This window comes from Streptomyces sp. NPDC060366, from assembly GCF_042725135.1.
Taxonomy (GTDB): Bacteria; Actinomycetota; Actinomycetes; order Streptomycetales; family Streptomycetaceae; genus Streptomyces.
Genome location: NZ_JBHXDC010000015.1, coordinates 54727 through 78432 on the forward strand (window position 1 = coordinate 54727; position 23706 = coordinate 78432).

A 23706-nucleotide genomic window follows, 5' to 3' on the forward strand; every position below is an offset into this window, starting at 1 on the left:
CGGCTCGGCTAGGGCCTGACCTGAACGAGCGCGTGCGTCCCGCTCGTACGCCATGCCTGGTTCGCGCCGTCCCCCGCGCGCCCGCTCGCGCCCGCGTCTTCGAGCCGCGCCACGGTGCGCGGGTCGAGGCCGACGATCACATCGGACTTCAGGGTACGCAAGGCTGCCACCGGCCCCGGGAAGTGCGCCGTGCGCTCCGCGAACGACGTGGTGGGCGCCCAGAGCCGGTCACCGACGAGACGGCGGTAGTTGAGGTCGCCCTTCACGATCGTGAGGGCGGCGCCCGCGAACTCCCGCCGGAGGTCGGCGGGCATCTCGCTGTAGGGGAACGGCGCGCAGTAGAAGGTGTGCGCGCGTACGGCGAGCCGCCCGTCGCCCATCGCGGCCCAGAGTCGCTTTCCGGCCTCGCCCGCGCTTCCGGACGCCTGGGCGAGCCGGCGCGCGCAGTCGACGACGTCGGCCGTGGTCGCGTCGGAGACGTAGTACGGATACGGCTTCACGTGCAGGACCACCTCGTCCGCGCGCTCCGTGGTGAGGAGGTGGTCGATGAGGACGAGGTCGGGGATCAGCTCGCGGCCGGCGTTGTCGGCGATGACGTGGACAGTCCGCACGGCGCCGGCCGGGCGGCCGGCCGGCAGCAGCGACCACAGTGCGTCGCTGTCGTCCGCGACGAGGGGCAGCGCGTCCTCGACGGCGGAGGCACCGGACGGGCGCCTGACGGCTTCGTCGGCGTCCGCGTCGGAGCCGCCGGGCCTGTCCGCGGCGCGCGCCCCGTCCGGTGCACCGACGGCGAAGCCGAGGTCCGCGCGGTTCCCCCAGAGCGAGCCCTGGAGGTAGGCGGTGGCCCGCTCCCCGGCCGGCCGTCGGGCGAGCGCGTCGAGCGCCGCGAGTTCGTCGTCCACGAGGGAGCCGCGCAGCTCGGCCCGTTTGAAGGGCGCGAACGGGTCGATGCCCTGCCACGGTCCCGGAGCGAAGTAGCCGACCGCTCCGAGGAGTCGGCGGTAGAAGTAGCTCTCGGACCAGAGGAACGGCACGTCGAACCACGAGCGGCCGACGTACTCGCCGCCCCACGCGTCCCACTGGTCACGGTCGTGTGCGTCCGGGTCCAGCGGTTCGATCACGCCTTCTGTGGAGGAGATGAGCAGCGCGTCGAGCGCCCGGTGCCGTTCCGGGGGCCACGGGAAGGCGTCCCGTACCTGCTGGATGAGGGCGGGATGGCGCTCTGCCAGCACGCTCCGCGCGAACGAACCGGGCTCGCTGCTCACGATCACGGGCGCGTCATCCGCTTCAGGCATGGCTTTCCTGTCCTCCGGCGCTGGTCGGTGTCCGTCGCACCGTACCTCCACGATTTCGGCTGGAACGTACGCAGAACTACTCACCCGCCGTCCGAGTAGCCGCGCGGATACCGAGGCCCGCGCTCCGGGCCGACGCTGATGCGCATGACGAAGACCAGGACGAAGACGAAGACGAAGCGGCTGAAGAACGTTCGGTGGGCGGCGATGCGCGTCCTGCTCGGCACCGTCGGCCGTGCGAGCGCCGGGATCCGGATCGGATACCGGCACGGATTCGACAGCGGATCGATGCTGGACTACGTGTACGTCAACAAGGCTGGCGGCTTCCCGGTCGTCGGACACCTCATCGACCGCGTGTATCTGAACGCGGTCGGATGGCGCGCCATCCGCGCCCGTCGCGAACTACTCAAGGACGTCCTCCGTAAGGAGATCGCGCGGCGCGGCGGCAGCGATACCGGCACAGGGGGCGGTGTGCGCGTACTGGACGTGGCGTCGGGGCCCGGACGGTATCTCCAGGACCTGCTCGCGGAGTACGAGCCCGGCACCCTGCATGTCGAGTGCCGCGACCTGGACCGCGCGGGTCTCGCGCAGGGCGGGCGTCAGGCGGCGGAGCGAGGGCTGACGGGGATCTCGTACGCGTACGGTGACGCCCTCGACCCGGCGCCCGCCTCCCCCGCGCCCGACATCGTCGTCGTGTCGGGGCTCTACGAACTGCTGCTGGACGACGCCGTCATCGCCGCGTCCGTCGCGCGGCTGCGCGGCGTGCTCGCACCCGGCGGAGTGCTGGTCTTCACGACACAGACCCACCACCCTCAGTTGGAGTTCATCGCGAACGTGCTGCCGAACCGCGAGGGCGTCCTGTGGGAGATGGAGTGCCGTCCCGTGGAACTGGCCGAACAGTGGGCCGCTCGGGCCGGGTTCACCGAGGTCGCGAGCCGGCGGGAATCCGTGGGGCTGTTCACCGTCACGACAGCGAGGCGCTGACGATCAGCGCGAACCCCGCGACGGCGAAGACCGTGCGGACGGCGTGGAAGCGGTTCCAGCGGCTCTCGAAGGCCGCGCGGACCGCCCCGTCGGGGTTGGCCTCGGGCGCGGCCTCGGACGACGCGAGGGCGTTGTTGAGCGGGATGTTGCCCGCGACGGTGACGAGGTGGTTGACCACCACGCAGATCAGGCCGGCCAGCAGCAGCCACCACTGGGCGTCGGAGCGACCGCCGACGGGGACGGCGAGCGCCGCGACCGGGAAGGCCACTTCGGCGAGGAACAGGAAGAGGAACAGCCCGCGCGGCACCTCCTCGTTCATCCGGCGCATGGCCACCACGAACTCCCCGTCCGTGAGCCGGGCCAACGCGGGCATGATCCCGGTCAGGAAGATGAGCATCATGCCGGCGTACAGACCGGTGGAGATGACAGCGAGCGCGAGCAGGACAGTGGCCATGCCGCACATCATGGCCCGTGGAGCGGGGCGGCGCAGCACTGTTTCGCCCACGGGCCGACAGCCCGCCGCCGCGCCGCCCCACCGCCTGTGAAGTGCCGCGGGACCGGCCGCGAACGGCCACACACCGGCCCCGGATCACCTCGCGCCGACCGCGCCTCAGTCCCTGAGACGGCTCGCCTGATCGATCGCCTCCGCCAGCTCCTTCACCGATCCGTCCTCCGTGGAATCCGCCAACGTACGTGCCCGCTCCTCCAGTTCAGCGAGACCGGGAGCGCCGGGCAGGGTGCCGTCGACCGTGGACCCACCACGCAGCGCCTCGGCGAAGTACGCGGCGACAGCCGTGACCTGGAGCCGCGGCTTCGCGTCGCCCCAGAGCCGCGAGTCGACGGCGCTCGCGCCGACCGAGCCCGACCGCTCGCGCGGCGCCTTGGTCTCGGGGTCCTGCCAGCGCACCGTCGCCCTCGCCACCTCGCCGCTCGCGCCGGGCCGCAGCCTGACGGCGTACAGGGCCGTCACGGTGTGCCCCGGCCCGACCTCGCCGCCGTCGACCCGGTCGTCACGGAAGTCCTCGTCGGCGACGGCCCTGTTCTCGTAGCCGATCAGCCGGAACCGTTCGACCGTGTCGCTGTCGAACGCCACCTGCGCCTTGGCGTCCCTGGCGCGCAGTTCGACGTTCATGGGGAGCTGGTCGACGAAGACCTTCCTGGCCTGTTCCCTGTCGGAGACGTACGTCGTGTGTCCGTCGCCCTTGTCGGCCAGTTGTTCCATCAGGGCGTCGCCGTAGTCGCTGCCGACACCGACGCCGAAGAGGGTGATGCCGTGCTCGGTACGCGCGCCCTCGATGCGTTCGAGGATCGCGTCCGCCTCCGTCTCGCCGGTGTTGGCCAGCGCGTCCGACAGCAGGACGACCCGGTTGGTCGCGCCGCTCCTGCGGCCGTCGACGGCTTCGTCGTAGCCCGTCTCGACGCCCGCCCCGACATTGGTCGAGTCGGAGGGTTCCAGTTCCTCGATCACGTCGTGGATCCGGGCGCGGCTGTCGCCGACGCGGGTCATCGGCAGCCGGGTCTCGGCCTCGGCGCTGAAGGTGACCAGGGCGATCGAGTCGTCGCCGCGCAGCTCGTCCGTAAGGATGCCGAGTGATTCCTTGACGAGGTCGAGGCGGCCGGGCTCGGCCATGGAGCCCGAGGTGTCGATCACGAACGTGAGCGCGGCAGGCGGGCGTTGGCCCGCGTGGTCGGCCTGACGGGTGGCGAGCCCGACGCGCAGGAGGGACCAGTCGTCGTCCGCGCCCGGCGCCGCCGCTCCGTCCACCGTGACGGAGAAGCCGTCTCCCTCGGGCCGTTCGTAGTCCTGGCGGAAGCTGTTGACGAACTCCTCGGGCCGTACGGTGCCGGGGTCCGGCAGCCGCCCTTCACCGAGGGTGCGGAGCGCGTATCCGTAGGAGGCGGTGTCCACGTCCAGTGCGAAGGTCGACAGGTAGTCCGGTTCCGGTGCGATGTCCCGCCCCTTGTCGTCCTGTTTCTGTTCGCCTTCCCGCTGCCCTTCACCCTGCTCGACGCCGTCGGCCGGCCCCGCCGCCCCCGAGCCCCCCGTGGATCCCGAGCCGCTGCCGGGGGCACCGCCACCGGCCGGCCTGTCGGCCGCCTTGCTCGCGTCCTGCCGGTTGTCGGCGGAGCAGCCGGTGAGCAGCAGGCCGCCCGCCAGCAACGCGGCCACCGCACCTCGACATGTCCTTGTGTGGAGCTTCATCACGGTCCCCCTGGATTCGTCAGCACTTGTGAATGTGACGTCCGAGTCGCCCGGGGGGACCGGCACAGGAGGTTGCGGATGAATCTCAATGCGGCAACGGGCCAGGGGAGTTGTTCACCACTGTCCCGCTGTTCACGCGACCTGCGCGCGAACTCGTACGCGGAGCGGCGCCGTTGATGCGTGAATCAACTCCTTTGGCATGGAGTCGCCACTCTCTGAACTGGCACTTGTCACAGTGTGCAGTCTCATGAGTACATGGAGTGGCGTACGGCTCCGAGGGGATGGCGGGGGTGGTCAGCCGTGGCACATGTTCCGGGCTCTGTACTCAACAGGTCGGCCCTACCGAGAAGCGCACTGCGGGGGGAGGCGGTGGAGAGTCTCCGACCAGCCGGCCGGGCGGTCCGCGGCACGCATCAGGTGGCAGCCGCGCTGGCCGCGCTCGTCCGTTCCGCGCGTCGCGAACTGCTGACGTTCGACGATCCCGGCCGTTCCCTGGGGAAGGGGCTGCCCCTGCCGTTCCTGGAGTTCGCCACCGCGTGCGTCCGCGCCGCCGCGGAACGGTCCGACCCGGAGGCCACCCCCGGCACGGCGGACGACGCGCGTGTCAACACGCGTGATCACACGGGAGCCGGTGCGGGGTCCGACGCCGGGACCGCTCCCCTGCCCGCCCACGCGCTCACGGTCCGCCGGATCGTGCCCCGCCAGGGCATGGCGCGCCTGCCTCACGCGCTGCGGGCCCTCGCCCGTGGAGCACGGCAGACGGAGACGATCCCGTTCAAGATGGTCCTCGTGGACCGTACGACGGCCGCGCTCCCCCTCGATCTGGATCTCCACTTCAACGGGGTGCTGTTGATCAAGGACCCGGTGGCCGTCGCGGCCCTGGTCCGTATCCATCAGCACTGGTGGGACCACGGCGAGGAACTTTCCGTGAGTCCGGATCCGGCGGCGGGTCCGTCGTGGGACCCGTCGACGGGCCAGCCACCTGCCGACGCGGAGCCCGGCCCGGGGCTCGGGTCCGGCGCCCTTCCCCGTCAGTTACGGCCCGTGCTCGACGCCATGTTGTGCGGGCTCACCGACGAGGCGGCTGCCGCGCGGCTCGGCATGTCGCCCCGCACCTACAGCAGACGGGTCGGTGAGCTGCTCACCGCCCTCGGCACGACGAGCCGCTTCCGCGCGGGGGCGGAAGCGGCTCGTCGGGGCTGGGTATGAACGGGGCGCGCGGGCCGGCGCACGGCGTCCGGCCGACCGCTCGCTCGGACGACTCAGCTCACGATGTCCTTGCGGGAGAAGTTCCTGAAGGCGAGCGCGAACAGCACCAGGGCGTACGTGACCGAGATCGCCGAGCCCTTCAGCATGCCGCTCCACTCCAGCTGCGGCTGGAGCGCGTCCGCCCAGGCGAACTGCCAGTGCGCCGGCAGGAAGTCCCGCCAGGTCCCCAGCGCCGTCACCTGGTCCAGGACGTTGCCGATGATCGTCAGTCCGACCGCGCCGCCGACCGCGCCGAGCGGGGCGTCGGTCTTCGTCGAGAGCCAGAAGGCGAGGCCCGCCGTGACCAGTTGGGAGACGAAGATGAAGCCGACCACGAGTGCCAGCCGGGGCACGGTGTCGGCCGTGCCCAGCGAGCCTCCGGTGGGCAGCTCCAGCGGCCCCCAGCCGTAGGCGGCCGTGCCCGCCGCCAGCGCGACGACCGGCAGCAGCACCATCGCGGCCAGGCTCATGGAGAGCGCCACCGTCAGCTTGCTCCACAGCAGGCGGGCGCGCGGCACGGGCGCGGCGAGCAGATAGCGCAGGGAGGACCAGCTCGCCTCGGAGGCCACGGTGTCCCCGCAGAACAGCGCGACGGGGACGACCAGCAGGAAGCCCGCAGAGACGAAGAGGCAGGTGGCGGCGAAGTTGGCCCCGGACGAGGTCGCGGTGTCCATCAGGTTCAGCCGGCTGCCGCCCCCGCCGCCGCCGTCCTCGTCGGCTCCCGGTGTCCCGCCGATGGCGAAGGCCACGATCAGCACGAAGGGCAGGACGGCCAGGATCCCGCCCATCGCCATCGTGCGCCTGCGCTTGAGCTGTCGTACGAGCTCGACGCGGAACGGGAGGGTGCGGCCCGCCCGGTAGCCCGGAGCCGATTCGGTCAGCGCGCTCATGCGGAGGCTCCTGAGATGAGGGTGAGGAAGGCGTCCTCCAGGCGGCGGTGCGGTCCGACGCCGGTCAGCGTCACGTCCATCCGGATCAGCTCGGTGACCAGGGTGTTGGTACTGGCCCCCTCGAGCCGTACGAGCAGCCCCTCGTCCGTACGGATCGCGGATCCGATGCCGGGCATCGCGGCGATCTTGTCCACGACCGGTTCGGGCACCTGTCCGGCCGTGGTGACGAGCACGGTGTCGCCGGATCCGGTGATCTCGGCGACCGGACCGGCCTGGACGAGCCGGCCGCGGTCCATGACCACCAGGTGCGTACAGGTCTGTTCGACCTCGGAGAGGAGGTGACTGGAGACGATGACGGTGCGGCCTTCGGCCGCGTAACGGATCATCACGTCACGCATCTCGCGGATCTGCGGCGGGTCGAGGCCGTTGGTCGGCTCGTCCAGGATGAGGAGGTCCGGCAGGCCGAGCATGGCCTGCGCGATGGCGAGGCGCTGCCGCATGCCCTGCGAGTAGGTGCGCACCGCGCGGGCGAGGGCGTCGCCGAGTCCGGCGATCTCCAGGGCCTGTTCGATGTGCGAGTCCTCGGCGGGGCGGCCGGTGGCCCGCCAGTACAACTCCAGGTTGTCCCGTCCGGACAGGTGCGGCAGGAAGCCCGCGCCTTCTACGAAGGATCCGACGTGGGACAGCACGGGTGCGCCCGGCCTGATGGAGTGCCCGAAGACCCGGATGTCTCCGGCGTCGGGGGTGATGAGGCCCATCAGCATGCGCAGGGTCGTGGTCTTGCCCGCGCCGTTCGGCCCGAGGAGCCCGAGCACCTGGCCCTTCTCGACACGGAAGGACAGGTCCCGCACGGCGTAGCGGTCGGCGGACTTGGCGTAGCGCTTCGACAGGTCCGTGATCTGGAGGGGTACGTCGGCGAGTTCCGGATCGGGTGCCGGGGCGCTGACCCTGCGGCGCGCGGTGAGCAGCAGCGCGGCGGCGATGAGCACGCCACCCAGGGGCAGGCCCCAGACCCACCAGGCGAGGGTGGGCGCGGCGGTGCTGAGGGCGGGCGCGGTGGGTACGGACAGGTCGCCGTCCACGGTGACGGTGTAGGTGGCCGGGGTGGCGGGTGAGGCGTAGGCGAGGTCGGTCGCGGCGAGGACGACGCGCAGCCGGTGCCCGGCCTCCACCTTGTGGTCGATGGCAGGCAGCGTCAGTTCGACGGTCTTGCCGTCGCCCGCCTTGACTCCCTCGACCCGTACGGGGGAGACGAGTTGTGAGGGCAGTACCTGCTGGCGGCCGTCGGGGCTCACGTCGTAGACCTTGCCGAAGAGCACGGCGTCGTCGCTGTCGGCCTTGACGGTGACCCGGACGGTCGGTGAGCCGGTCACCTGGAGTGATGTGTCGAGCGGCCGGGAGTCGAAGCGCGCGAACTGTCCGGGGAAGTCGAGGGCGAGGCCCATACCGAACGAGGACAGCTGGGACAGTCCGCCGCCGACGCCCGGGACGGTGGAGATGGCGGGCGGGCTCGCACCGGCCGGGTTGTCGAACGACTGCTCCCGCCCGCTGAGCGGGATGTTCGCTATCCCGCTCCGCAGACCGGGGTAGCTGTCGCTGGTCGCGCCCCGCAGCAGTGCCCGGCCGTCGGTGGAGTCGACGCCTCCGGTACGGCTGACGCGGAACGCGGGCCCGGTGTCGACGCCCGTGTCCTTCTTGAGGTAGTGGTCGAACCAGGAGGTGATACGGCTCTCGACCCGCCCGGTCTCGGCGTTCCCTCCGTCGTGGCCGCCTGCCATCCAGTCGACGGCGACAGGCGCACCGTTGGCCTTGATCGTCTTCGCCATGACGTCGGACTGGCTGAGCGGGAAGAGCGAGTCGGTCTGGCCCTGGATGATCAGCGAGGGCACCTTGATGCGGTCGCCGACCGCGGACGGGCTGCGCTCGGCGAGGAGTTCCTCGGCCGCCGCGTCGGGCTTCCCGGCGACGGCGACCCGGTCGTACATCTCGCAGAGCTGCTTCTCGAAGGTGTCGCAGCCACCGCCGGTGGAGAAGAAGATCCCGGCCCAGAGCTTCTTGAAGACGCCGTCGGGGAAGAGCGAGTCGGCGAGATTCCAGTAGGTGATCACGGGTGCGATGGCGTCGACGCGCGGGTCGTGGCCCGCGCCGAGCAGCGAGATGGCTCCTCCGTAGGAGGCGCCGCTCATGCCGACACGAGGGTCGCCGTCGGCGTCGAGCTCGACCTCGGGGCGCTCGGCGAGCCAGTCGATCATCCGGGAGACGTCCTTGACCTCGTAGGCCGGGTCGTTGAGTCCGATCGTGCCGGTGGACTCCCCGAACCCTCGTGCCGACCAGGTCAGTACGGCGTATCCGTCGCGCGCGAGCTTCTCGGCCTGCGCCCGTACGTCGTTCTTGCTGCCACCGAAGCCGTGGCCGAGCAGGACCGCGGGCCTGCGGCGGTCACCGCCGTCGTCGGCGGTGAAGTACGAGGTGTCGATCCGGGCGCCGGGCATCTCCATCGTCTGGTCGTCTCGGTGCACGGTGGGCGCGCTGTCCGAGGCGACGGCTGTCCAGGTGCCGGCGCCGACGAGCACGGCGGCCGCGGCCACGCCCGCGAGCCATCGTTTGCGCAGCCGTGGCCGTCGGGGGGTTGGGATCTCCATGCTTGAACCCTAAACGGCTCCTCGCGCCGGCCGCGCTGACACCGGTCGGAACTCACGGGCCTCCTTGAGGAGTACGGGGTAGCGTCGCCGTACACCAGCCGTGGTACGGCGACCCCGACACGACGCGCGAGGAGAGAGGCGGCGACATGACCGGCATCGAGATCCGCCGGGCGACGACGGCCGGCGAACTCGTCGCCGCGCAGCATCTGTACGACGGCCCGGCCCGGCCGGAGTGGGCGGAGCGCTTCCTCGCCGCTCCGGGTCATCTGATGCTGATCGCCTATGTCGAAGGCGTCCCGGCCGGATTCGTCTCCGGCATCGAGATGCTACATCCGGACAAAGGCGTCGAAATGTGCCTGTACGAACTGTCCGTGGACGAGCCTTACCGCCGTCGGGGCATCGGGCGGGCGCTGACCGAGGCCCTCGCGGGGATCGCGCGTGAGCGCGGCTGCTACGACATGTGGGTGGGCGTGGACACCGACAACGAACCGGCGCTGGCGACGTACCACGCGGCCGGGGCACGTGATGACGGCCACTTCGCCATGCTGACCTGGGAGTTCCCCAACCCGTAGAGCGTGTTCAGGGCCGTTCGGCGGTGACGAGCCACAGGCGGCTGGTCAGCCGAACGCCCTGCCGGGTCTCGAAGGCGTGGAACGCCTCGGTGGCGGCGTCGTGGGCGCGCGTACGGGTCCGCTCGTCGGCCTCCGCCAGGGCCAGCCAGTGCTGGAGAGGCCCCCATCCCATCAGGAAGGCGGAGGCGTCGGAGGCGTCCTTGCCCCAGTGCTGGCTCAACGCGAGGGCCCGCAGACCGATACCTTTGAAACCCGCCTCGCTCAACACGCGCTCGGTGTGCGCGGGGTCGGCGAAGGAGGCGGGCTGGTGCTTGCTGTCCTCGTTGAGGGCGGGGAGCGTGACCTGGGTGCCGATCGCCGCGAAGATCACCGCCTGGTCCATGAGACTGAACGACTGTGGGCAGACGAAGGCGAGCCGCCCACCGGGCCGTAACGCCCGTCCGATGTTGCTGAACGCGGCGGCGGGGTCGGCGAAGAACATCACCCCGAAGCGGCTCACGGCGATGTCGAAGGCCCCCTCCTCGAAGTCGTGCACCTGTGCGTCGCCCTGGACGAACGTGACGTCCTCGATCTCCTCCGCCACGGCGGACGCCCTGGCCCGCGCCAGCATCGGTGAGGACAGATCGATCCCGACGGCCCGGGCCCCACCGAGCGCGGCGAGCCGTGTGACCCGCCCGTTCCCACACCCGATGTCCAGGACGCGGTCACCCTCCTTTATTCCCGCGGCTTCGAGCAACGGAGCATTGGCGGCGTCGTTCAGATGGTCGTACCGATCCTGGTGTTCCGCCCAGTGCCTGCCCTCGTAGCCGTTCCACGCCTCGGTCTGGGCTGAATTCACCATGTCCGTCATGCCTTCCATACTGCCGCTCCTCCCGTCTTGGGCCCATAGCGTGGCGAGAACTCGACGCGTTCGGCGAGCCAGTTTCACGAAGAGTGTTCACGACGCTCGAATCCGGCGTGCGGAGCGGCCCGGCTTGTACTGTGCGGACCTGGCCATCCGAGAGGAATACCGTCGTGAAGACCTTCACCATGCCCGGCACCGACATCCTCGTTCCGAACGTCGTACTCGGTCTGATGCGTATCGCCGACAAGACGGACGACGAAGTGCGCGAACTCGTCCGCACCGCGCGTGACGCGGGCATCGACTTCGTTGACCACGCCGATGTCTACGGCAACGAACTGCACGGTTGTGAAGGCCGCTTCGCCGACGCGATGGCCCTGAGCCCGTCGCAGCGCGACGAGATCACGATCCAGACCAAGGCGGGCATCGTCACGGACGGGCCGTACTACGACTTCTCCTACGAACACATCGTCAAATCGGTCGAGGGCTCACTCGCTGCCCTGCGGACCGACCGCATCGACATCCTGCTGCTGCACCGCCCCGACGCGCTCGTCGAGCCCGAAGAGGTAGCCCGCGCCTTCGACGAGCTCGAATCCTCGGGCAAGGTGCGCGCCTTCGGTGTCTCGAACCAGACCCCACGTCAGATCGACCTGCTGCGCAGGTACGTGCGCCAGCCCATCGTGGCCAACCAGCTTCAGCTCTCGATCACACACGAGCCGATCATCGCTCAGGGAGTCTCCGCGAACATGCTCGCGGAGCAGCAGGCGGCCACGCTCGACGGTGGGGGAATCGTCGACTACTGCCGGCTGAACGACATCACCATCCAGGCGTGGTCCCCCTTCCAGGCCGGTTTCTTCACGGGTGTCTTCCTCGGCTCGCCGGACTACCCCGAGCTCAACGCCGTCATCGACCGCCTCGCCGGCCGGTACGACGTCCCCGCCATCGCGATCGCGACTGCCTGGATCACCCGCCACCCCGCCCGGATGCAGGTCGTGCTCGGCACCACCAGCCCGGAGCGCGTCGCGGGCGCCGCCCAGGGTTCCGAACTTCCGCTCACCCGGGCCGAGTGGTACGAACTGTTCCGCGCCGCGGGCCACCTCGTTCCCTGAATCCGGCGTCGGGGGAGCCGTCCGTCACGTGCGGCGGCCCGCGCGGAATAGGGGTACCGTGCGGGCCGCCGCGGTCTGTGGTGGGTGCCGTCCGGGGTCAGTGGTTGCGGGGGAAGCCCAGGTCCACGCCCGCCGGGGCGTCCGCCGGGTCCGGCCAGCGGGTCGTGACGACCTTGCCGCGCGTGTAGAAGTGCACGCCGTCGTTGCCGTAGATGTGGTGGTCGCCGAAGAGCGAGTCCTTCCACCCTCCGAAGGAGTGGTAGCCCACGGGCACCGGGATCGGCACGTTCACGCCGACCATGCCCGCCTCGATCTCCAGTTGGAAGCGGCGGGCCGCGCCGCCGTCGCGGGTGAAGATCGCCGTGCCGTTGCCGAACGGCGAGGCGTTCATGAGGGCGACGCCCTCGTCGTAGGTCTCCGTGCGCAGCACGCACAGCACCGGGCCGAAGATCTCGTCACGGTAGGCGTCGGAGTCGGTGGAGACATGGTCCAGGAGCGACAGGCCGATCCAGTGGCCGTCCTCGTAACCGTCGACACGCAGGCCGGTGCCGTCCAGGACGACTTCGGCGCCCTGCGCGGCGGCGCCCGTCACGTACGAGGCGACCTTGTCGCGGTGGGCCGCCGTGATGAGCGGGCCCATCTCGGACGCCGGGTCGGTGCCGGGGCCGATCTTGATCTTCTCGGCCCGTTCGCGGATCTTGCTCACGAGTTCGTCGCCGATCGCGCCCACCGCGACGACCGCCGAGATCGCCATGCAGCGCTCACCCGCGGAGCCGTACGCCGCCGAGACGGCCGCGTCCGCCGCCGCGTCCAGGTCCGCGTCCGGCAGGACCAGCATGTGGTTCTTGGCGCCGCCGAGCGCCTGTACGCGCTTGCCGTTGGCCGACGCCGTCGCGTGGATGTAGCGGGCGATCGGCGTGGAGCCGACGAAGGAGACCGCCGCGACGTCCGGGTGGGCCAGGAGGGAGTCCACGGCCACCTTGTCGCCGTGGACGACGTTGAGCACGCCGTCCGGAAGCCCCGCCTCGGCCGCCAGCTCGGCCAGCAGGTTCGCCGCAGAGGGGTCCTTCTCGCTCGGCTTCAGTACGAAGGTGTTGCCGCAGGCGATGGCCAGCGGGAACATCCACATCGGCACCATCGCGGGGAAGTTGAACGGTGTGATGCCGGCGACGACGCCCAGCGGCTGCCTGATCGAGGAGACGTCGACCTTGCTGGAGACCTGCGTCGACAGTTCGCCCTTCAGCTGGGTGGTGATCCCGCAGGCCAGCTCGACGATCTCCAGCCCGCGCGCCACCTCGCCGAGGGCGTCGGAGTGGACCTTGCCGTGCTCGGCGGTGATCAGCGCGGCGATCTCGTCACGGTGCGCGTCGAGCAGCGCGCGGTAGCTGAACAGGATGCCGGTGCGCGCGGAGAGGGAGGACGTGCCCCAGGTGCCGTACGCGGCCTTCGCCGTCGTGACGGCCGCGTCCACCTCCTCGGGCGAGGCGAGCGCCACCTGTGTGGTGACCGCGCCGGTCGCCGGGTCGGTGACCCGGCCCCAGTTGCCCGAGGCGCCCTCGACGGTCTTGCCACCGATCCAGTGGTTGACGGTCTTCATTACGTCTCCTTCGGGTCCATCGGCGCGGGCGGCGCCCGGCGGGGGTGTCAGAGGTGGCGGCGGCGGGCTGCGGCTTTCCGGTCGTACTCCTCGCGTGCCGTGACCGCGGACGCCCGGGTCGCCGTCTCGGCCACGGGAACATCCCACCACGCCTGGGCCGGAGGCGCGCCCGACACAGTGTCTGCCGTTTCGGTCTCCGCGTAGACACATGTGGGGACGTCGGACTCGCGTGCGGCGGCGAGGGCTTCGCGCAGGTCACGGATGGTTTTGGCGCGGATGACGCGCATCCCGAGCGAGGCCGCGTTGGCGGCGAGGTCGACGGGGAGCGGGTCGCCGGTGTACGTCGGCGAGCCGACCGTGTCGGCCTCGCGGTAGCGGTACGCCGTACCGAACCGTTCCGCGCCGACGGACTCGGAGAGCCCGCCGATCGACGCGTAGCCGTGGTTCTGGAGGATCACCAGCTTCAGTGGGAGGCGTTCCTGGACGGCGGTGACGATCTCGGTGGGGTTCATCAGATACGTGCCGTCGCCGACGAGCGCCCAGACGGGGCGGCCGGGGTCGGCCAGCATCACGCCGATGGCGGCCGGGATCTCGTAACCCATGCACGAGTAGCCGTACTCGACGTGGTACTGGTCGCGGGAGCGGGACCGCCACAGCTTGTGGAGGTCGCCGGGGAGCGATCCGGCCGCGTTGATGACGATGTCGTCGTCGGTGACGAGCGCGTCCAGCAGACCGAGGACCTGTGGCTGGGTGGGCCGCAGGAGGTCTTCGGAGGTGTCGAACGCGGCGTCGACGCGTTGCTCCCAGCGCTCCTTGTCGTCGGCGTACTCGGTGGCGTAGGCGGCGTCGACGCGGTGGCCGGCGAGGGCCGTGGTGAGTTCTTCCAGGGCGGTGCGGGCGTCGGCGACCAGAGGACTGGCGGCGAGCTTGTGGGCGTCGAAGCCGGTGACGTTGATGTTGAGGAAGCGGACGGACGGGTTCGAGAAGAGCGTCGCCGATGCCGTGGAGAAGTCGGACCAGCGGGTGCCGACGCCGATCACCAGGTCGGCGGTGCGGGCCAGTTCGTCGGCGGTGGCGGTGCCGGTGTGGCCGATGCCCCCGACGTCCGCCGGGTGGTCGTGGCGCAGGGAGCCCTTGCCGGCCTGGGTGGAGGCGACGGGGATGCCGGTCGCCGTCGCGAAGGTGGCCAACGCGTCCTCGGCCGCGCTGTGGTGGACTCCGCCGCCCGCGACGAGGAGCGGACGGCGGGCTCCGCGGACGGCCTGGGCGGCGTCGGCGAGTTCGTACGGATCGGGGCCCTGCCTGCGGACCCGCCAGACGCGCTCGGCGAAGAACTCCTCCGGCCAGTCGTACGCCTCCGCCTGGACGTCCTGCGGCAGGGCGAGGGTCACCGCGCCCGTCTCGGCCGGGTCGGTGAGGACCCGCATGGCGGCGAGCGCGGCCGGGACGAGCGCCTCGGGCCGCGAGACGCGGTCGAAGTACTTCGACACGGGGCGCAGCGCGTCGTTGACGGAGACGTCGCCCGCGTGGGGCACTTCGAGCTGCTGGAGGACCGGGTCGGCGGGGTGGGTCGCGAAGATGTCGCCGGGGAGCAGCAGTACGGGCAGCCGGTTGATGGTGGCGAGGGCGGCGCCCGTGACGAGGTTGGTGGCGCCGGGGCCGATGGAGGTGGTCACGGCGTGTGTGGAGAGGCGGTTGCTCTGGCGGGCGTAGCCGACGGCGGCGTGCACCATGGCCTGTTCGCTGCGTCCTTGGAAGTACGGCATCTCCGGGCCGGCCTGAACGAGCGCCTGGCCGATGCCCGCGACGTTCCCATGGCCGAAGATGCCCCAGGTGGCGTCGATCAGCCGACGGCGGTTGCCGTCGCGTTCGGTGTACTGGCGGGACAGGAAGGCGATCAGTGCCTGGGCCACGGTGAGGCGGCGCGTACTCATCGGGGGGTCTCCTTGTCCTCGTCCTCATAAGGAGGTTGGCTCGGCGGCCCCTGTGAGGGTGTCCGCGACGGCCGCGGTTGAGGCGCTTCGTACAGCGGCAGTCGGGGATCGACCGCCTGGCCCGGCCAGGTGTCGCGGATCCAGCCGTGGTCGGGGTGGTCGCGGATCAACCACTGCCTGGTCGCGCCCGGTCCGGCCATCACGTTGAGGTAGTACATGGTGCGGCCGGGGGCGGCGATGGACGGGCCGTGCCAGCCGTCGGGGATCAGGACGGTGTCGCCGGTGCGGACCTCGGCGAGGACGTCGGTGCCGCCGGGCCGTGAGGGCGAGACCCGGTGGTAGCCGAGGCCGCCGTCCTCGATCTCGAAGTAGTAGATCTCCTCCAGCTCGGACTCGACGCCGGGGTGGTTCTCGTCGTGCTTGTGCGGCGGGTAGGACGACCAGTTGCCGCCGGGCGTGAGGACTTCGACGGCGATCAGCCGGTCGCAGTCGAAGGTGTCGGCGGCGGCGAAGTTGTTGACCTGGCGGGAACAGTTGCCGCTGCCGCGCAGTTCGACCGGAACCTCCGGTGCGGAGCCGTAGCGAGCGGGGAGTCGTCGCTCGCACTTCGCTCCTGCCAGGGCGAAGCGGCCCCCCGCACCGGAGGCGATCTGGGCGTGGGCGTCACGCGGAACGTACGCGAAGTCCGTGACGGAGCTGAACACGCTTTCTCTGCCCAGCAGTTCAAAGATCTCGCCTTGCGTGTGCACCGTACAACCGCCGCTGAGGGGAAGCACGATCCATTCGCTGTCCCCGCTGTCCAGCGTGTGTGTACCGCCGGGCGGCAGGTCGAGGACGCGCAGGGCGCTGTGCAGCCAGCCGGCCCGCCGCGGTTCGATGTCGAGCGCGTACGGACCGCTCGCCGCGCCGCCCGCGCGCACGTGCCGTTCCAGGAATTCACCGTCGGAGCCCGTGTCGGTGTCGGTGTCCGTCGTCATGGTCGTTCCGTATCCCTCCGCACGTCTGCCTACTCTCCCCGTGTCCCCTACAGCTACAGCGGTCCGGCGGCCGTGGCCCTACAACAGGCCCACGGCGGTGTCGACGGCCGCCGCGACATCACCGTCCACCGGATAGAGCAGCGAGCGCCCCACGACCAGGCCCTGCACCGTGGGCAGCCGCAGCGCCTTGCGCCACTTCTCGTACGCGCCCTCCTGGTCGTCGCCGATCTCGCCGCCGAGCAGGACGGCGGGCAGGGTGGACGTCTCCATCACCCTGGCCATGTCGTCCGGATTCTGGGTGACGGGCACCTTCAGCCAGGTGTACGCGGAGGTGCCGGCGAGGCCGGAGGCGATGGCGATGGAGCGGGTCACCGCCTCGGCCGAGAGGTCGTTGCTGAGCCGTCCGTCCTTACGGTGGCAGATGAACGGCTCGACGAAGACGGGCAGTCGCCGCTCCGCCATGGCGTCGACGGCGCGGGCGGCCGAAAGGAGCGTGTCGGGCGAGCGCGCGTCCTCGTAGTCGATACGCAGGAGCAGCTTGCCCGCGTCGAAGCCGAGACGGGCGATGTCCTCGGCGCGGTGGCCGGTGAAGCGGTCATCCAGTTCGAAGGCGGCGCCCGCGAGGCCGCCGCGGTTCATGGAGCCGATGACGACGCGGTCCTCCAGGGCGCCGAGGAGCAGTAGGTCGTCGAGTATGTCGGCGGTGGCGAGGACGCCGTCCACGCCGGGCCGGGACAGCGCGAGACAGAGGCGCTCCAGCAGATCGACGCGGTTGGCCATGGCCAACCGGCGGTTGCCGACGGCGAGGGCGCCCCGGGCCGGGTGGTCGGCCGCGACGATCATCAGCCGTCCGCCGGGGCGCAGCAGGGGGCGGCGGCCACGGCGCGCGGCGGCCTCGGCGACCGCCTCGGGGTGGTGCGTACGGATCCGTACGAGCTCCGACGCGTCGACTCGGGTCACAGAGCGGCCTCCGGTGGCAGCGTTCCCGCTGTGGGGACGGGGCCCCCGCCGAGCACCTGGACGACTTCCCTGGCGTACGGCATGGCGGAGGAGCAGGCGAGCCGGGCGGCGACGATCGCGCCCGCGGCGTTGGCGTACCGCATGACGCGCTCCAAGTCCCAGCCGGCCAGCAGACCGTGGCAGAGCGCGCCGCCGAAGGCGTCTCCCGCCCCGAGTCCGTTGACGACCTCGACGGGCACGGGTGGCACCTCGGCGGTGGTGCCGTCGCGATGGACGGCGAGGACGCCTTTGGGGCCCTGTTTGACGACGGCCAGTTCGGGTCCGGCGGCGAGGAGCGCCCGTGCGGCGGCGTACGGTTCGCGCTCCCCTACGGCGACTTCACACTCGTCCAGATTGCCCACGGCGACCGTGGCGTGGCGCAGGGCTTGTTCGTACAGGGGCCGGGCCGCGGCCATGAGCGCCCGCGGATCGTCGGAACCGGGGTCGGGTGAACCGGCGTCGTCGGCCGGTGCCTTCCAGAACATGGGGCGCCAGTCGAGGTCGAAGACGGTGATGCCCGTTCCGGGCCGCCGTCCTGACGGCCGCTCCTCGGGGCTCTGTGTCCGCGCCTGGCCGCGCGTACTCAGGGCCGTCAGCGTCGAGGTCCGGCTGGGCTCCTCGCACAGGCCGGTGCCCGTCATCCAGAAGATCCGCGCGGCCCTGACGGCGTCCAGGTCCAGTTCATGCGGATGGATCTCCAGATCGGGCGCCTTGGGCTGCCGGTAGAAGTAGAGCGGGAAGTCGTCCGGGGGGAAGATCTCGCAGAACGTCACCGGAGTGGGCCACTCGTCGACCGGTGTCACCCACCGGTCGTCGACCTCGAACTCCCGCAGCGCGTGGTGGAGATAGTCCCCGAACGCGTCCCTTCCGGTGCGGGTGATGACGGCCGTACGGCGGCCGAGCCGGGCGGCGGCCACCGCCACATTCGTCGCCGAGCCGCCGAGGAACTTCCCGAAGGTGTCGACCTGCGCCAACGGGACTCCGGTACGCAGCGGATAGAGGTCCACGCCGATCCGCCCCATGGTGATGACGTCGTACGGCTCAGGCATGCGCGTCCCCTCGTTTCGACGGCCAGTGCCAGGTCTAGTGCTCACTCCCGACCCCTGTCAACGTTTTGTCCTTACATTCGGACGAAGGCTTGACACTCTTCTCGGAGGGCCGGGAGGCTGACCGGTATGACCTCCTCCGTACCCCCGCTGGACCGCATCAGGGTCGGGTCGGCCCCCGACTCCTGGGGCGTGTGGTTTCCCGACGATCCGCGGCAGGTTCCCTGGCAGCGCTTCCTCGACGAGGTGGCCGAGGCCGGATACGAGTGGATCGAACTCGGTCCGTACGGCTACCTCCCGACCGATCCGGCGCGCCTCGCCGACGAGACCGCCATGCGCGGCCTGAAGGTCTCGGCCGGCACCGTGTTCACCGGCCTTCACCACGGGCCCGCCGTCTGGGACAAGACCTGGGCCCATGTCGCCGACATCGCCGCGCTCACCAGGGAGATGGGCGCGGACCATCTCGTCGTCATCCCGTCGTTCTGGCGTGACGACAAGACCGGGCAGGTGTTGGAGGACCGGACGCTCACCCCGGCACAGTGGCACGATCTGACGACTCAGACCGAGCGGCTCGGCCGCGAGGTGCGGGACCGCTTCGGGCTGAACATCGTGGTCCACCCGCACGCCGACACCCACATCGACAGCGAGGACAACGTCAGCCGTTTCCTCGACGCCACCGATCCCGATCTGGTGTCACTGTGCCTGGACACCGGGCACTACGCGTACTGCGGCGGTGACAGCGTCAAACTGATCGAGACCTACGGGGAGCGGATCGGGTATCTGCACCTCAAGCAGGTGGATCCGGAGATCCTCACGGATGTCATCGCCGACGAGGTGCCGTTCGGGCCTGCCGTGGGACGTGGCGTGATGTGCGAGCCGCCGAACGGAGTGCCCGCGCTGGGCCCGGTGCTGACGGCGGCCCAGAATCTGGACGTCGATCTCTTCGCCATCGTCGAACAGGACATGTATCCCTGCCCGCCCGACAAGCCCTATCCGATCGCCAAGCGGACGCGCCGTTTCCTCCGCTCGTGCGGCGCGTAACTCCGCTCCCCTGTCGAACAATTGGACCTTCAGCACCGGTGTCTCCCATGCGCGGTTTCTGTCACAGAGATCCGCTTAACGTCACGCATATCTCCATTACGCGGGTTTTCCGTAACAGGGGCGCGACAGCCCCTCCCTCACCATCACTCTGCGTCGTTCAACGGGCACAGGCTCAGTGATCACCAGCGTTCCAGTCGCAGCTCTCCCGACGGCCCCCCGGCCGCCGCTGCGGCGGACGCAGGGAGGTGCCACGCATGACGGACAGAAGTCTCTGGTCCTACAAGGAGATCGCCGCACACATCCGCGTACAGCCGGACACCGTCCGTTCGTACCGCAAGCACGGTCTGCTTCCGCGGCCGGACCACGTGGAGAACGGCAAGCCCTACTGGTACGCGGACACCGTCCGCGCCTGGGTGGCCAAACGCCCGGGAAACAGAGGCCGCAGAGAGTGAGGCGCGGGATCTGACTACGCGCCGGGTCCGCCCGGACCGGTTCCGAGGGCCCCGTACTCCACACCACCGGTGGATGTACGGGGCCCTCGGCGCCGTTCGGGCTCAGACCCCGACCTTGTCCCGCTCACCCGCCCCGGACACGGCCCCGTCCGCACCGTCCACGCCGTCCCCGCCGTTCGCCAGGACCGTCGGGTGCGACTCGCCCTCGCTCACGCCGAACCGCTCATGGAAGCGGCGCAGCGGCCCCGGCGCCCACCAAGTCGCCTTCCCCGTCAGCTTCATGACCGCCGGGACCAGCAGACTGCGCACCACCATCGCGTCCATGACCACCGCGAGCGCGATACCGAGGCCGAGCATCTTGGTGTTGGTCACCCGCGAGGTGCCGATGGCGACCATGACCACCGCCAGGATCACCGCTGCCGCCGTGATCAGCCCTCCCGTGCGCTGGAGTCCGAAGACGACCGCGTGCTCGTGGTCACCACCGCGGTCGTACTCCTCCTTGATCCGGGATATCAGGAAGACCCCGTAGTCCATGGAGAGTCCGAAGGCGACGCAGAACATCAGCACCGGAAGGGTCGTCTCTATGTCACCCGTTGAGGTGAAACCGAGGAGCCCGGACAGATTGCCGTCCTGGAACACCCAGACGACCGCTCCGAACATCGCCGTCAGGCTGAGCGCGTTGAGCGCAACCGCCTGGATCGGTATGAGGACGCTGCCGGTGAGCAGGAAGACCAGCAGCAGTGTCACCACGACGATGATGCCCACGGCCAGGGGCAGCCGGTCGGCGATGGCGTCCTTCGAATCGACCAGCACGGCGGCCGTACCGGTGACGGAGGTGTCGAAGGCGGCCGGCTCGGCTCGCAGTTCACCGACGAGCCGCTGGGCATCCTGGCCCACCGCCTCGCCGCGCGGCAGCACGGTGAAGTACGCGTGGTCGCCGGAGACGACCGGACCGTCGATCCGCTCCACATCCGGCAGAGCGGCCACCCGGTCGCGGTAGTCCGCGTATTCGGCGGAGGTCGCCCCGCCCTCGCCCAGCACTTCGAGCCCGCCGCCGGGGCTGCCGGGGAAGCCGCCCCTGATGTGGTCCTGGACCACTCGGGCCTCGGCGCTCGACGGCAGTTGCCGGTGGTCCGCCGTGCCGAACTTCACCCCCAGGAAGGGCAGTCCGAGAAGCACCAGCCCCGTGGCCGTCGCGACGGCGAAGAGCGGAGCCCTGCGCATCACCAGCGTCGCCGTGCGCCCCCAGCCGCCTCCGGACCCCGCCGGTCCCGCGGGCCGGGACCCGGCCGCGCCCCCGTCGCCGGGCACGCTCCTCCTCCTGCGGAACAACCGCCGCAGATCGAGGGAGTTGACCCGGTGGCCGAGCAGCATCAGCGCGGCCGGCAGCAGGATCAGCGCGGCAGCGGCGGCGAGCAGCACCACCGCTATCCCCGCATAGGCGAACGAGCGCAGGAAGTACTGGGGGAAGACCATCATGGCCGCGAGCGACACCGCCACCGTCAGGGCGGAGAACAGCACCGTCCGCCCGGCGGTGCGGAGTGTGGTCCCCACCGCGTCCCGCACCTGCGCGCCCTCGGCCAACTCCTCCCGGAATCTGCGCACGATGAACAGCGCGTAGTCCACGGCCAGTCCGAGCCCCAGAGCCGTGGTGAGGTTCTGCGCGAAGACCGAGACATCCGTGATCTCGGTGATCCCTCGCAGCACGGCATTGGTCCCGAGGATGGCGACGATGCCGATACCCAGGGGCAGCAGGGCGGCGATCGCGCTGCCGAAGACCATCACGAGCAGCACCAGCGTCACCGGCAGGGCGATCAACTCGGCCCGCAGCAGGTCCTCCTGGATGATGGCCTGCATCTCGTGCCGTACCGCGACCGGTCCGCCGACCGAGACCTCCACCGGCCCCTGCGCGCCCCGGAATTCGGGCGCTATCCGCTCCAGGGTCTCGCCGGCCTCCTTCTCCTTGCCCACGATCCTGGCCGCGATCAGTGCCTCACCCCCGTCCTCGGCGCGCAGCGCGGGCGATCGCGTCTGCCAGTACGACCCGACGCCCACGACGCCCTCCTCGTCCGCGAGCCGCTCGGTGAGCCGCTCGGCCTCGGCGGCGACGGCGGGGTCGTCCACCCCCTTGTCGCCCGCGTCGACGAGCAGCAGGAGATTCGGCTGGGAGGCGGGGAACTCACGCTCCAGCGCCTGCGTGGCGTAGGTCGACGAGGCAGCGGGGTCCTCCCAGCCGCCGCTGCCCATCCGGTCGCCCACGCCGCTCCCCGCGACGACCGCCAGCGCCGTGATCACCAGGGCGACCAGCAGCGAAAGCCGTGGGCGCGCCGTGACGAACCGGGTCCAGCCGCCGATTCGCGACCCCCTGTTGACTTCGGACATAGTGCGGTGTCCCCTTCACCGTGACCCGGCACATGGGTCGGCGACTGCCATAGAATGAAAAACACGAGTGATCGCTCGCATTAATCAAGAATGCGAGCGACGACTCGCATTTGTCAACCGTCGTCAACCGATCGAGGGATCCTGGGGGTTCACGTGCCTGAAGCGAGGAGAGGCGGAGCCGTGGAGCGAGACAGCCAGGACAGCGCGACCAAGGGCGGCCCCGCCGACGGCACGGGGAAGCCGCGCCGCCGCCAGGCCCGCGGCGAGCGCCGTATCGCCCAACTCCTCGAAGCCGCGGGCCGCGTCTTCTGCGCCAGCGGATACACGGCGGCGAGCACCAACTCCATCGCCCGCGAGGCCGGCGTCTCCCCCGGCACGCTCTACCAGTTCTTCCCCAACAAGGAGGCCATCGCCGTCGAGTTGGGTGACGTGCTCCTCAATCGCTGGCGCACGACGTACGGCCAGGCGTTCACGCCCGCCCACATGAATCTGCCGCTCCCCGAGATGCTGGACGCCGTCCTCGATCCCCTGATCACGTTCAACTGCGAGAATCCGGCGTTCGCGGTCCTGATGCACGGGTCGGAGATTCCGGGGCAGGTGACGGAGGAGCACGACCTCCTGCACTCCACCCTGCTCACCCGGGTCGAGGAGATCCTCGGCAGCTACCTGCCCGACACCCCCCGGGCGGAGCGCACCAGAACGGCGGAGTTCGCCTTCGTCCTGTTCAAGGGCGGTATGGACCTGATCCTGTCCCACGAGGGCGAGGAGCGGGAGGCCTACATCGGGGAGCTGAAGAGCGCCATGTTCCGCTATCTGTGCCCCGTCGTCGGCGACGCGCTACCGCAGCGCCCGCCACCGCGGGAGACCACGGGAGCGGATTCCTGACCCCACACGCGAACCACACACCGTCGGCCGGGACTCGCATTCATACCCCCTAGGGGTATATGCTGCGAGTGTCAGGGCGTCGCGGCGTTCCCATCGGCCCCTGGCGCACCACGTTTCGCACATCCGCCCCCGGAGGAGAACGCCATGACCGCAGAGACGAAGATCGCGACGGAGACCGCCCAGGCCACCGGTTCCTGCTGCTCACCCACCGGCTCCTGCCACGACGGCGCCGCCGAGGCCGCGACGGACTCCATCACCACGGTGTACGCGGTCACCGGTATGACGTGCGGCCACTGCGAAGGCGCGGTCTCCGACGAGATCTCCGCGCTCCAGGGCGTCACGTCGGTGAAGGCCGAGGCCGCCACCGGACGGGTGACCGTGGCCTCCGAGGCCCCGCTCAAGGAGAGCGACGTGCGCGCGGCGGTCGACGAGGCGGGTTACGAGCTGACCGGCCAGGCCTGAACGACCTTCCCGCGGGGCCGTACGCGACCGGATCCCCTCCGGATCGCGCACGGCCCTTCCGTCGTTCCGGCCACTCCTCGCCACAACACCCCTGCTCAGCCCGGCGATCAGGGAGCCGGGACGCCGCCCCTGTCATCTGTTTTCGTAGTA

The 23706-nt window shown here is 70.6% G+C and carries 20 protein-coding genes; 8 read left to right on the forward strand and 12 right to left on the reverse strand.

Features of this window, described 5'->3' with window-relative positions:
- Positions 1-8: 8 nt before the first annotated feature.
- Positions 9-1295, reverse strand: coding sequence for a damage-control phosphatase ARMT1 family protein (locus ACFWHU_RS29295; RefSeq protein WP_387228455.1), 1287 nt, complete (start codon positions 1293-1295; stop codon positions 9-11).
- 144 nt (positions 1296-1439) lie between these two features.
- Between ACFWHU_RS29295 and ACFWHU_RS29300 the strand changes: the two genes are divergently transcribed.
- Entirely contained in the window at positions 1440-2276 is an 837-nt protein-coding gene (locus tag ACFWHU_RS29300; protein ID WP_387228457.1) for a class I SAM-dependent methyltransferase family protein, read from the forward strand.
- Here the strand turns inward: ACFWHU_RS29300 and ACFWHU_RS29305 are convergent.
- Positions 2257-2730, reverse strand: coding sequence for a DUF1772 domain-containing protein (locus ACFWHU_RS29305; RefSeq protein WP_385797593.1), 474 nt, complete (start codon positions 2728-2730; stop codon positions 2257-2259). The two genes, ACFWHU_RS29300 and ACFWHU_RS29305, sit on opposite strands and share 20 nt — an antisense overlap.
- A gap of 156 nt (positions 2731-2886) precedes the next feature.
- Positions 2887-4479 carry a von Willebrand factor type A domain-containing protein gene (locus ACFWHU_RS29310; protein ID WP_387228459.1) on the reverse strand — a complete coding sequence of 531 codons (1593 nt, stop codon included), beginning with the start codon at positions 4477-4479 and terminating at the stop codon, positions 2887-2889.
- Positions 4480-4848: 369 nt separating this feature from the next.
- Between ACFWHU_RS29310 and ACFWHU_RS29315 the strand changes: the two genes are divergently transcribed.
- The gene (locus ACFWHU_RS29315) at positions 4849-5688 is read left to right on the forward strand and encodes a DNA-binding response regulator (RefSeq protein ID WP_387228461.1); all 840 of its coding nucleotides are present in this window, start codon (positions 4849-4851) and stop codon (positions 5686-5688) included.
- 53 nt (positions 5689-5741) lie between these two features.
- Here the strand turns inward: ACFWHU_RS29315 and ACFWHU_RS29320 are convergent, their stop codons facing one another.
- Positions 5742-6617, reverse strand: a complete 876-nt coding sequence (locus ACFWHU_RS29320; RefSeq protein WP_385797585.1) for an ABC transporter permease — start codon at positions 6615-6617, stop codon at positions 5742-5744.
- The gene (locus ACFWHU_RS29325) at positions 6614-9259 is read right to left on the reverse strand and encodes an alpha/beta fold hydrolase (protein ID WP_387228463.1); all 2646 of its coding nucleotides are present in this window, start codon (positions 9257-9259) and stop codon (positions 6614-6616) included. The genes ACFWHU_RS29320 and ACFWHU_RS29325 overlap by 4 nt, the downstream gene beginning before the upstream one ends.
- Before the next feature lie 155 nt (positions 9260-9414).
- On the opposite strand from ACFWHU_RS29325, the gene ACFWHU_RS29330 reads away from it, so the two are divergent.
- The gene (locus tag ACFWHU_RS29330) at positions 9415-9831 is read left to right on the forward strand and encodes a GNAT family N-acetyltransferase (RefSeq protein ID WP_387228573.1); all 417 of its coding nucleotides are present in this window, start codon (positions 9415-9417) and stop codon (positions 9829-9831) included.
- A gap of 7 nt (positions 9832-9838) precedes the next feature.
- Here ACFWHU_RS29330 and ACFWHU_RS29335 read toward each other — a convergent pair whose 3' ends face one another.
- The gene (locus ACFWHU_RS29335; RefSeq protein ID WP_387228465.1) at positions 9839-10690 is read right to left on the reverse strand and encodes a class I SAM-dependent methyltransferase; all 852 of its coding nucleotides are present in this window, start codon (positions 10688-10690) and stop codon (positions 9839-9841) included.
- A gap of 155 nt (positions 10691-10845) precedes the next feature.
- Here ACFWHU_RS29335 and ACFWHU_RS29340 point away from each other — a divergent pair, with 155 nt between their 5' ends.
- Positions 10846-11781 carry an aldo/keto reductase family oxidoreductase gene (locus ACFWHU_RS29340; RefSeq protein ID WP_385797576.1) on the forward strand — a complete coding sequence of 312 codons (936 nt, stop codon included), beginning with the start codon at positions 10846-10848 and terminating at the stop codon, positions 11779-11781.
- Positions 11782-11878: 97 nt separating this feature from the next.
- On the opposite strand, the gene ACFWHU_RS29345 is transcribed toward ACFWHU_RS29340, so the two are convergent.
- From ACFWHU_RS29345 to iolC, 5 genes are all read right to left on the reverse strand, one after another.
- Positions 11879-13378, reverse strand: a complete 1500-nt coding sequence (locus tag ACFWHU_RS29345) for a CoA-acylating methylmalonate-semialdehyde dehydrogenase (RefSeq protein ID WP_385797573.1) — start codon at positions 13376-13378, stop codon at positions 11879-11881.
- A 47-nt stretch (positions 13379-13425) separates the two neighbouring features.
- Positions 13426-15312 (reverse strand): 3D-(3,5/4)-trihydroxycyclohexane-1,2-dione acylhydrolase (decyclizing), encoded by a 1887-nt coding sequence (gene iolD / locus ACFWHU_RS29350; RefSeq protein WP_387228468.1) that lies wholly within the window; start codon positions 15310-15312, stop codon positions 13426-13428.
- Positions 15309-16289, reverse strand: coding sequence for a 5-deoxy-glucuronate isomerase (iolB, locus tag ACFWHU_RS29355; protein WP_387228471.1), 981 nt, complete (start codon positions 16287-16289; stop codon positions 15309-15311). The genes iolD and iolB overlap by 4 nt, the downstream gene beginning before the upstream one ends.
- A gap of 78 nt (positions 16290-16367) precedes the next feature.
- Positions 16368-17249: a deoxyribose-phosphate aldolase gene (locus ACFWHU_RS29360; protein WP_387228473.1), complete on the reverse strand. Its 882-nt coding sequence runs from the start codon at positions 17247-17249 to the stop codon at positions 16368-16370.
- On the reverse strand, positions 17246-18337 hold the full coding sequence (iolC, locus tag ACFWHU_RS29365; protein ID WP_387228475.1) for a 5-dehydro-2-deoxygluconokinase: 1092 nt from the start codon (positions 18335-18337) through the stop codon (positions 17246-17248). The genes ACFWHU_RS29360 and iolC overlap by 4 nt, the downstream gene beginning before the upstream one ends.
- A 126-nt stretch (positions 18338-18463) precedes the next feature.
- On the opposite strand from iolC, the gene ACFWHU_RS29370 reads away from it, so the two are divergent.
- Positions 18464-19375 (forward strand): sugar phosphate isomerase/epimerase family protein, encoded by a 912-nt coding sequence (locus ACFWHU_RS29370; protein WP_385797559.1) that lies wholly within the window; start codon positions 18464-18466, stop codon positions 19373-19375.
- Between the two features lie 254 nt (positions 19376-19629).
- Entirely contained in the window at positions 19630-19827 is a 198-nt protein-coding gene (locus tag ACFWHU_RS29375) for an AlpA family transcriptional regulator (protein ID WP_078077269.1), read from the forward strand.
- A gap of 102 nt (positions 19828-19929) precedes the next feature.
- Here ACFWHU_RS29375 and ACFWHU_RS29380 read toward each other — a convergent pair whose 3' ends face one another.
- Positions 19930-22209, reverse strand: a complete 2280-nt coding sequence (locus ACFWHU_RS29380; protein WP_387228478.1) for an MMPL family transporter — start codon at positions 22207-22209, stop codon at positions 19930-19932.
- Between the two features lie 180 nt (positions 22210-22389).
- On the opposite strand from ACFWHU_RS29380, the gene ACFWHU_RS29385 reads away from it, so the two are divergent.
- Both ACFWHU_RS29385 and ACFWHU_RS29390 read left to right on the forward strand, forming a co-directional pair.
- The gene (locus tag ACFWHU_RS29385) at positions 22390-23094 is read left to right on the forward strand and encodes a TetR/AcrR family transcriptional regulator (protein ID WP_385797553.1); all 705 of its coding nucleotides are present in this window, start codon (positions 22390-22392) and stop codon (positions 23092-23094) included.
- A gap of 144 nt (positions 23095-23238) precedes the next feature.
- Entirely contained in the window at positions 23239-23556 is a 318-nt protein-coding gene (locus ACFWHU_RS29390) for a heavy-metal-associated domain-containing protein (RefSeq protein WP_387228481.1), read from the forward strand.
- Positions 23557-23706: the final 150 nt, after the last annotated feature.

Excerpts from the sequence above, each read along its gene's own strand:
- ACFWHU_RS29295 (WP_387228455.1), bottom strand. The coding sequence starts at position 1,295 with ATGCCTGAAGCGGATGACGCGCCCGTGATCGTGAGCAGCGAGCCCGGT.
- ACFWHU_RS29300 (WP_387228457.1), top strand. The coding sequence starts at position 1,440 with ATGACGAAGACCAGGACGAAGACGAAGACGAAGCGGCTGAAGAACGTT.
- ACFWHU_RS29305 (WP_385797593.1), bottom strand. The coding sequence starts at position 2,730 with ATGGCCACTGTCCTGCTCGCGCTCGCTGTCATCTCCACCGGTCTGTAC.
- ACFWHU_RS29310 (WP_387228459.1), bottom strand. The coding sequence starts at position 4,479 with ATGAAGCTCCACACAAGGACATGTCGAGGTGCGGTGGCCGCGTTGCTG.
- ACFWHU_RS29320 (WP_385797585.1), bottom strand. The coding sequence starts at position 6,617 with ATGAGCGCGCTGACCGAATCGGCTCCGGGCTACCGGGCGGGCCGCACC.
- ACFWHU_RS29325 (WP_387228463.1), bottom strand. The coding sequence starts at position 9,259 with ATGGAGATCCCAACCCCCCGACGGCCACGGCTGCGCAAACGATGGCTC.
- ACFWHU_RS29335 (WP_387228465.1), bottom strand. The coding sequence starts at position 10,690 with ATGGAAGGCATGACGGACATGGTGAATTCAGCCCAGACCGAGGCGTGG.
- ACFWHU_RS29345 (WP_385797573.1), bottom strand. The coding sequence starts at position 13,378 with ATGAAGACCGTCAACCACTGGATCGGTGGCAAGACCGTCGAGGGCGCC.
- iolD (WP_387228468.1), bottom strand. The coding sequence starts at position 15,312 with ATGAGTACGCGCCGCCTCACCGTGGCCCAGGCACTGATCGCCTTCCTG.
- iolB (WP_387228471.1), bottom strand. The coding sequence starts at position 16,289 with ATGACGACGGACACCGACACCGACACGGGCTCCGACGGTGAATTCCTG.
- iolC (WP_387228475.1), bottom strand. The coding sequence starts at position 18,337 with ATGCCTGAGCCGTACGACGTCATCACCATGGGGCGGATCGGCGTGGAC.
- ACFWHU_RS29370 (WP_385797559.1), top strand. The coding sequence starts at position 18,464 with ATGACCTCCTCCGTACCCCCGCTGGACCGCATCAGGGTCGGGTCGGCC.
- ACFWHU_RS29375 (WP_078077269.1), top strand. The coding sequence starts at position 19,630 with ATGACGGACAGAAGTCTCTGGTCCTACAAGGAGATCGCCGCACACATC.
- ACFWHU_RS29380 (WP_387228478.1), bottom strand. The coding sequence starts at position 22,209 with ATGTCCGAAGTCAACAGGGGGTCGCGAATCGGCGGCTGGACCCGGTTC.
- ACFWHU_RS29390 (WP_387228481.1), top strand. The coding sequence starts at position 23,239 with ATGACCGCAGAGACGAAGATCGCGACGGAGACCGCCCAGGCCACCGGT.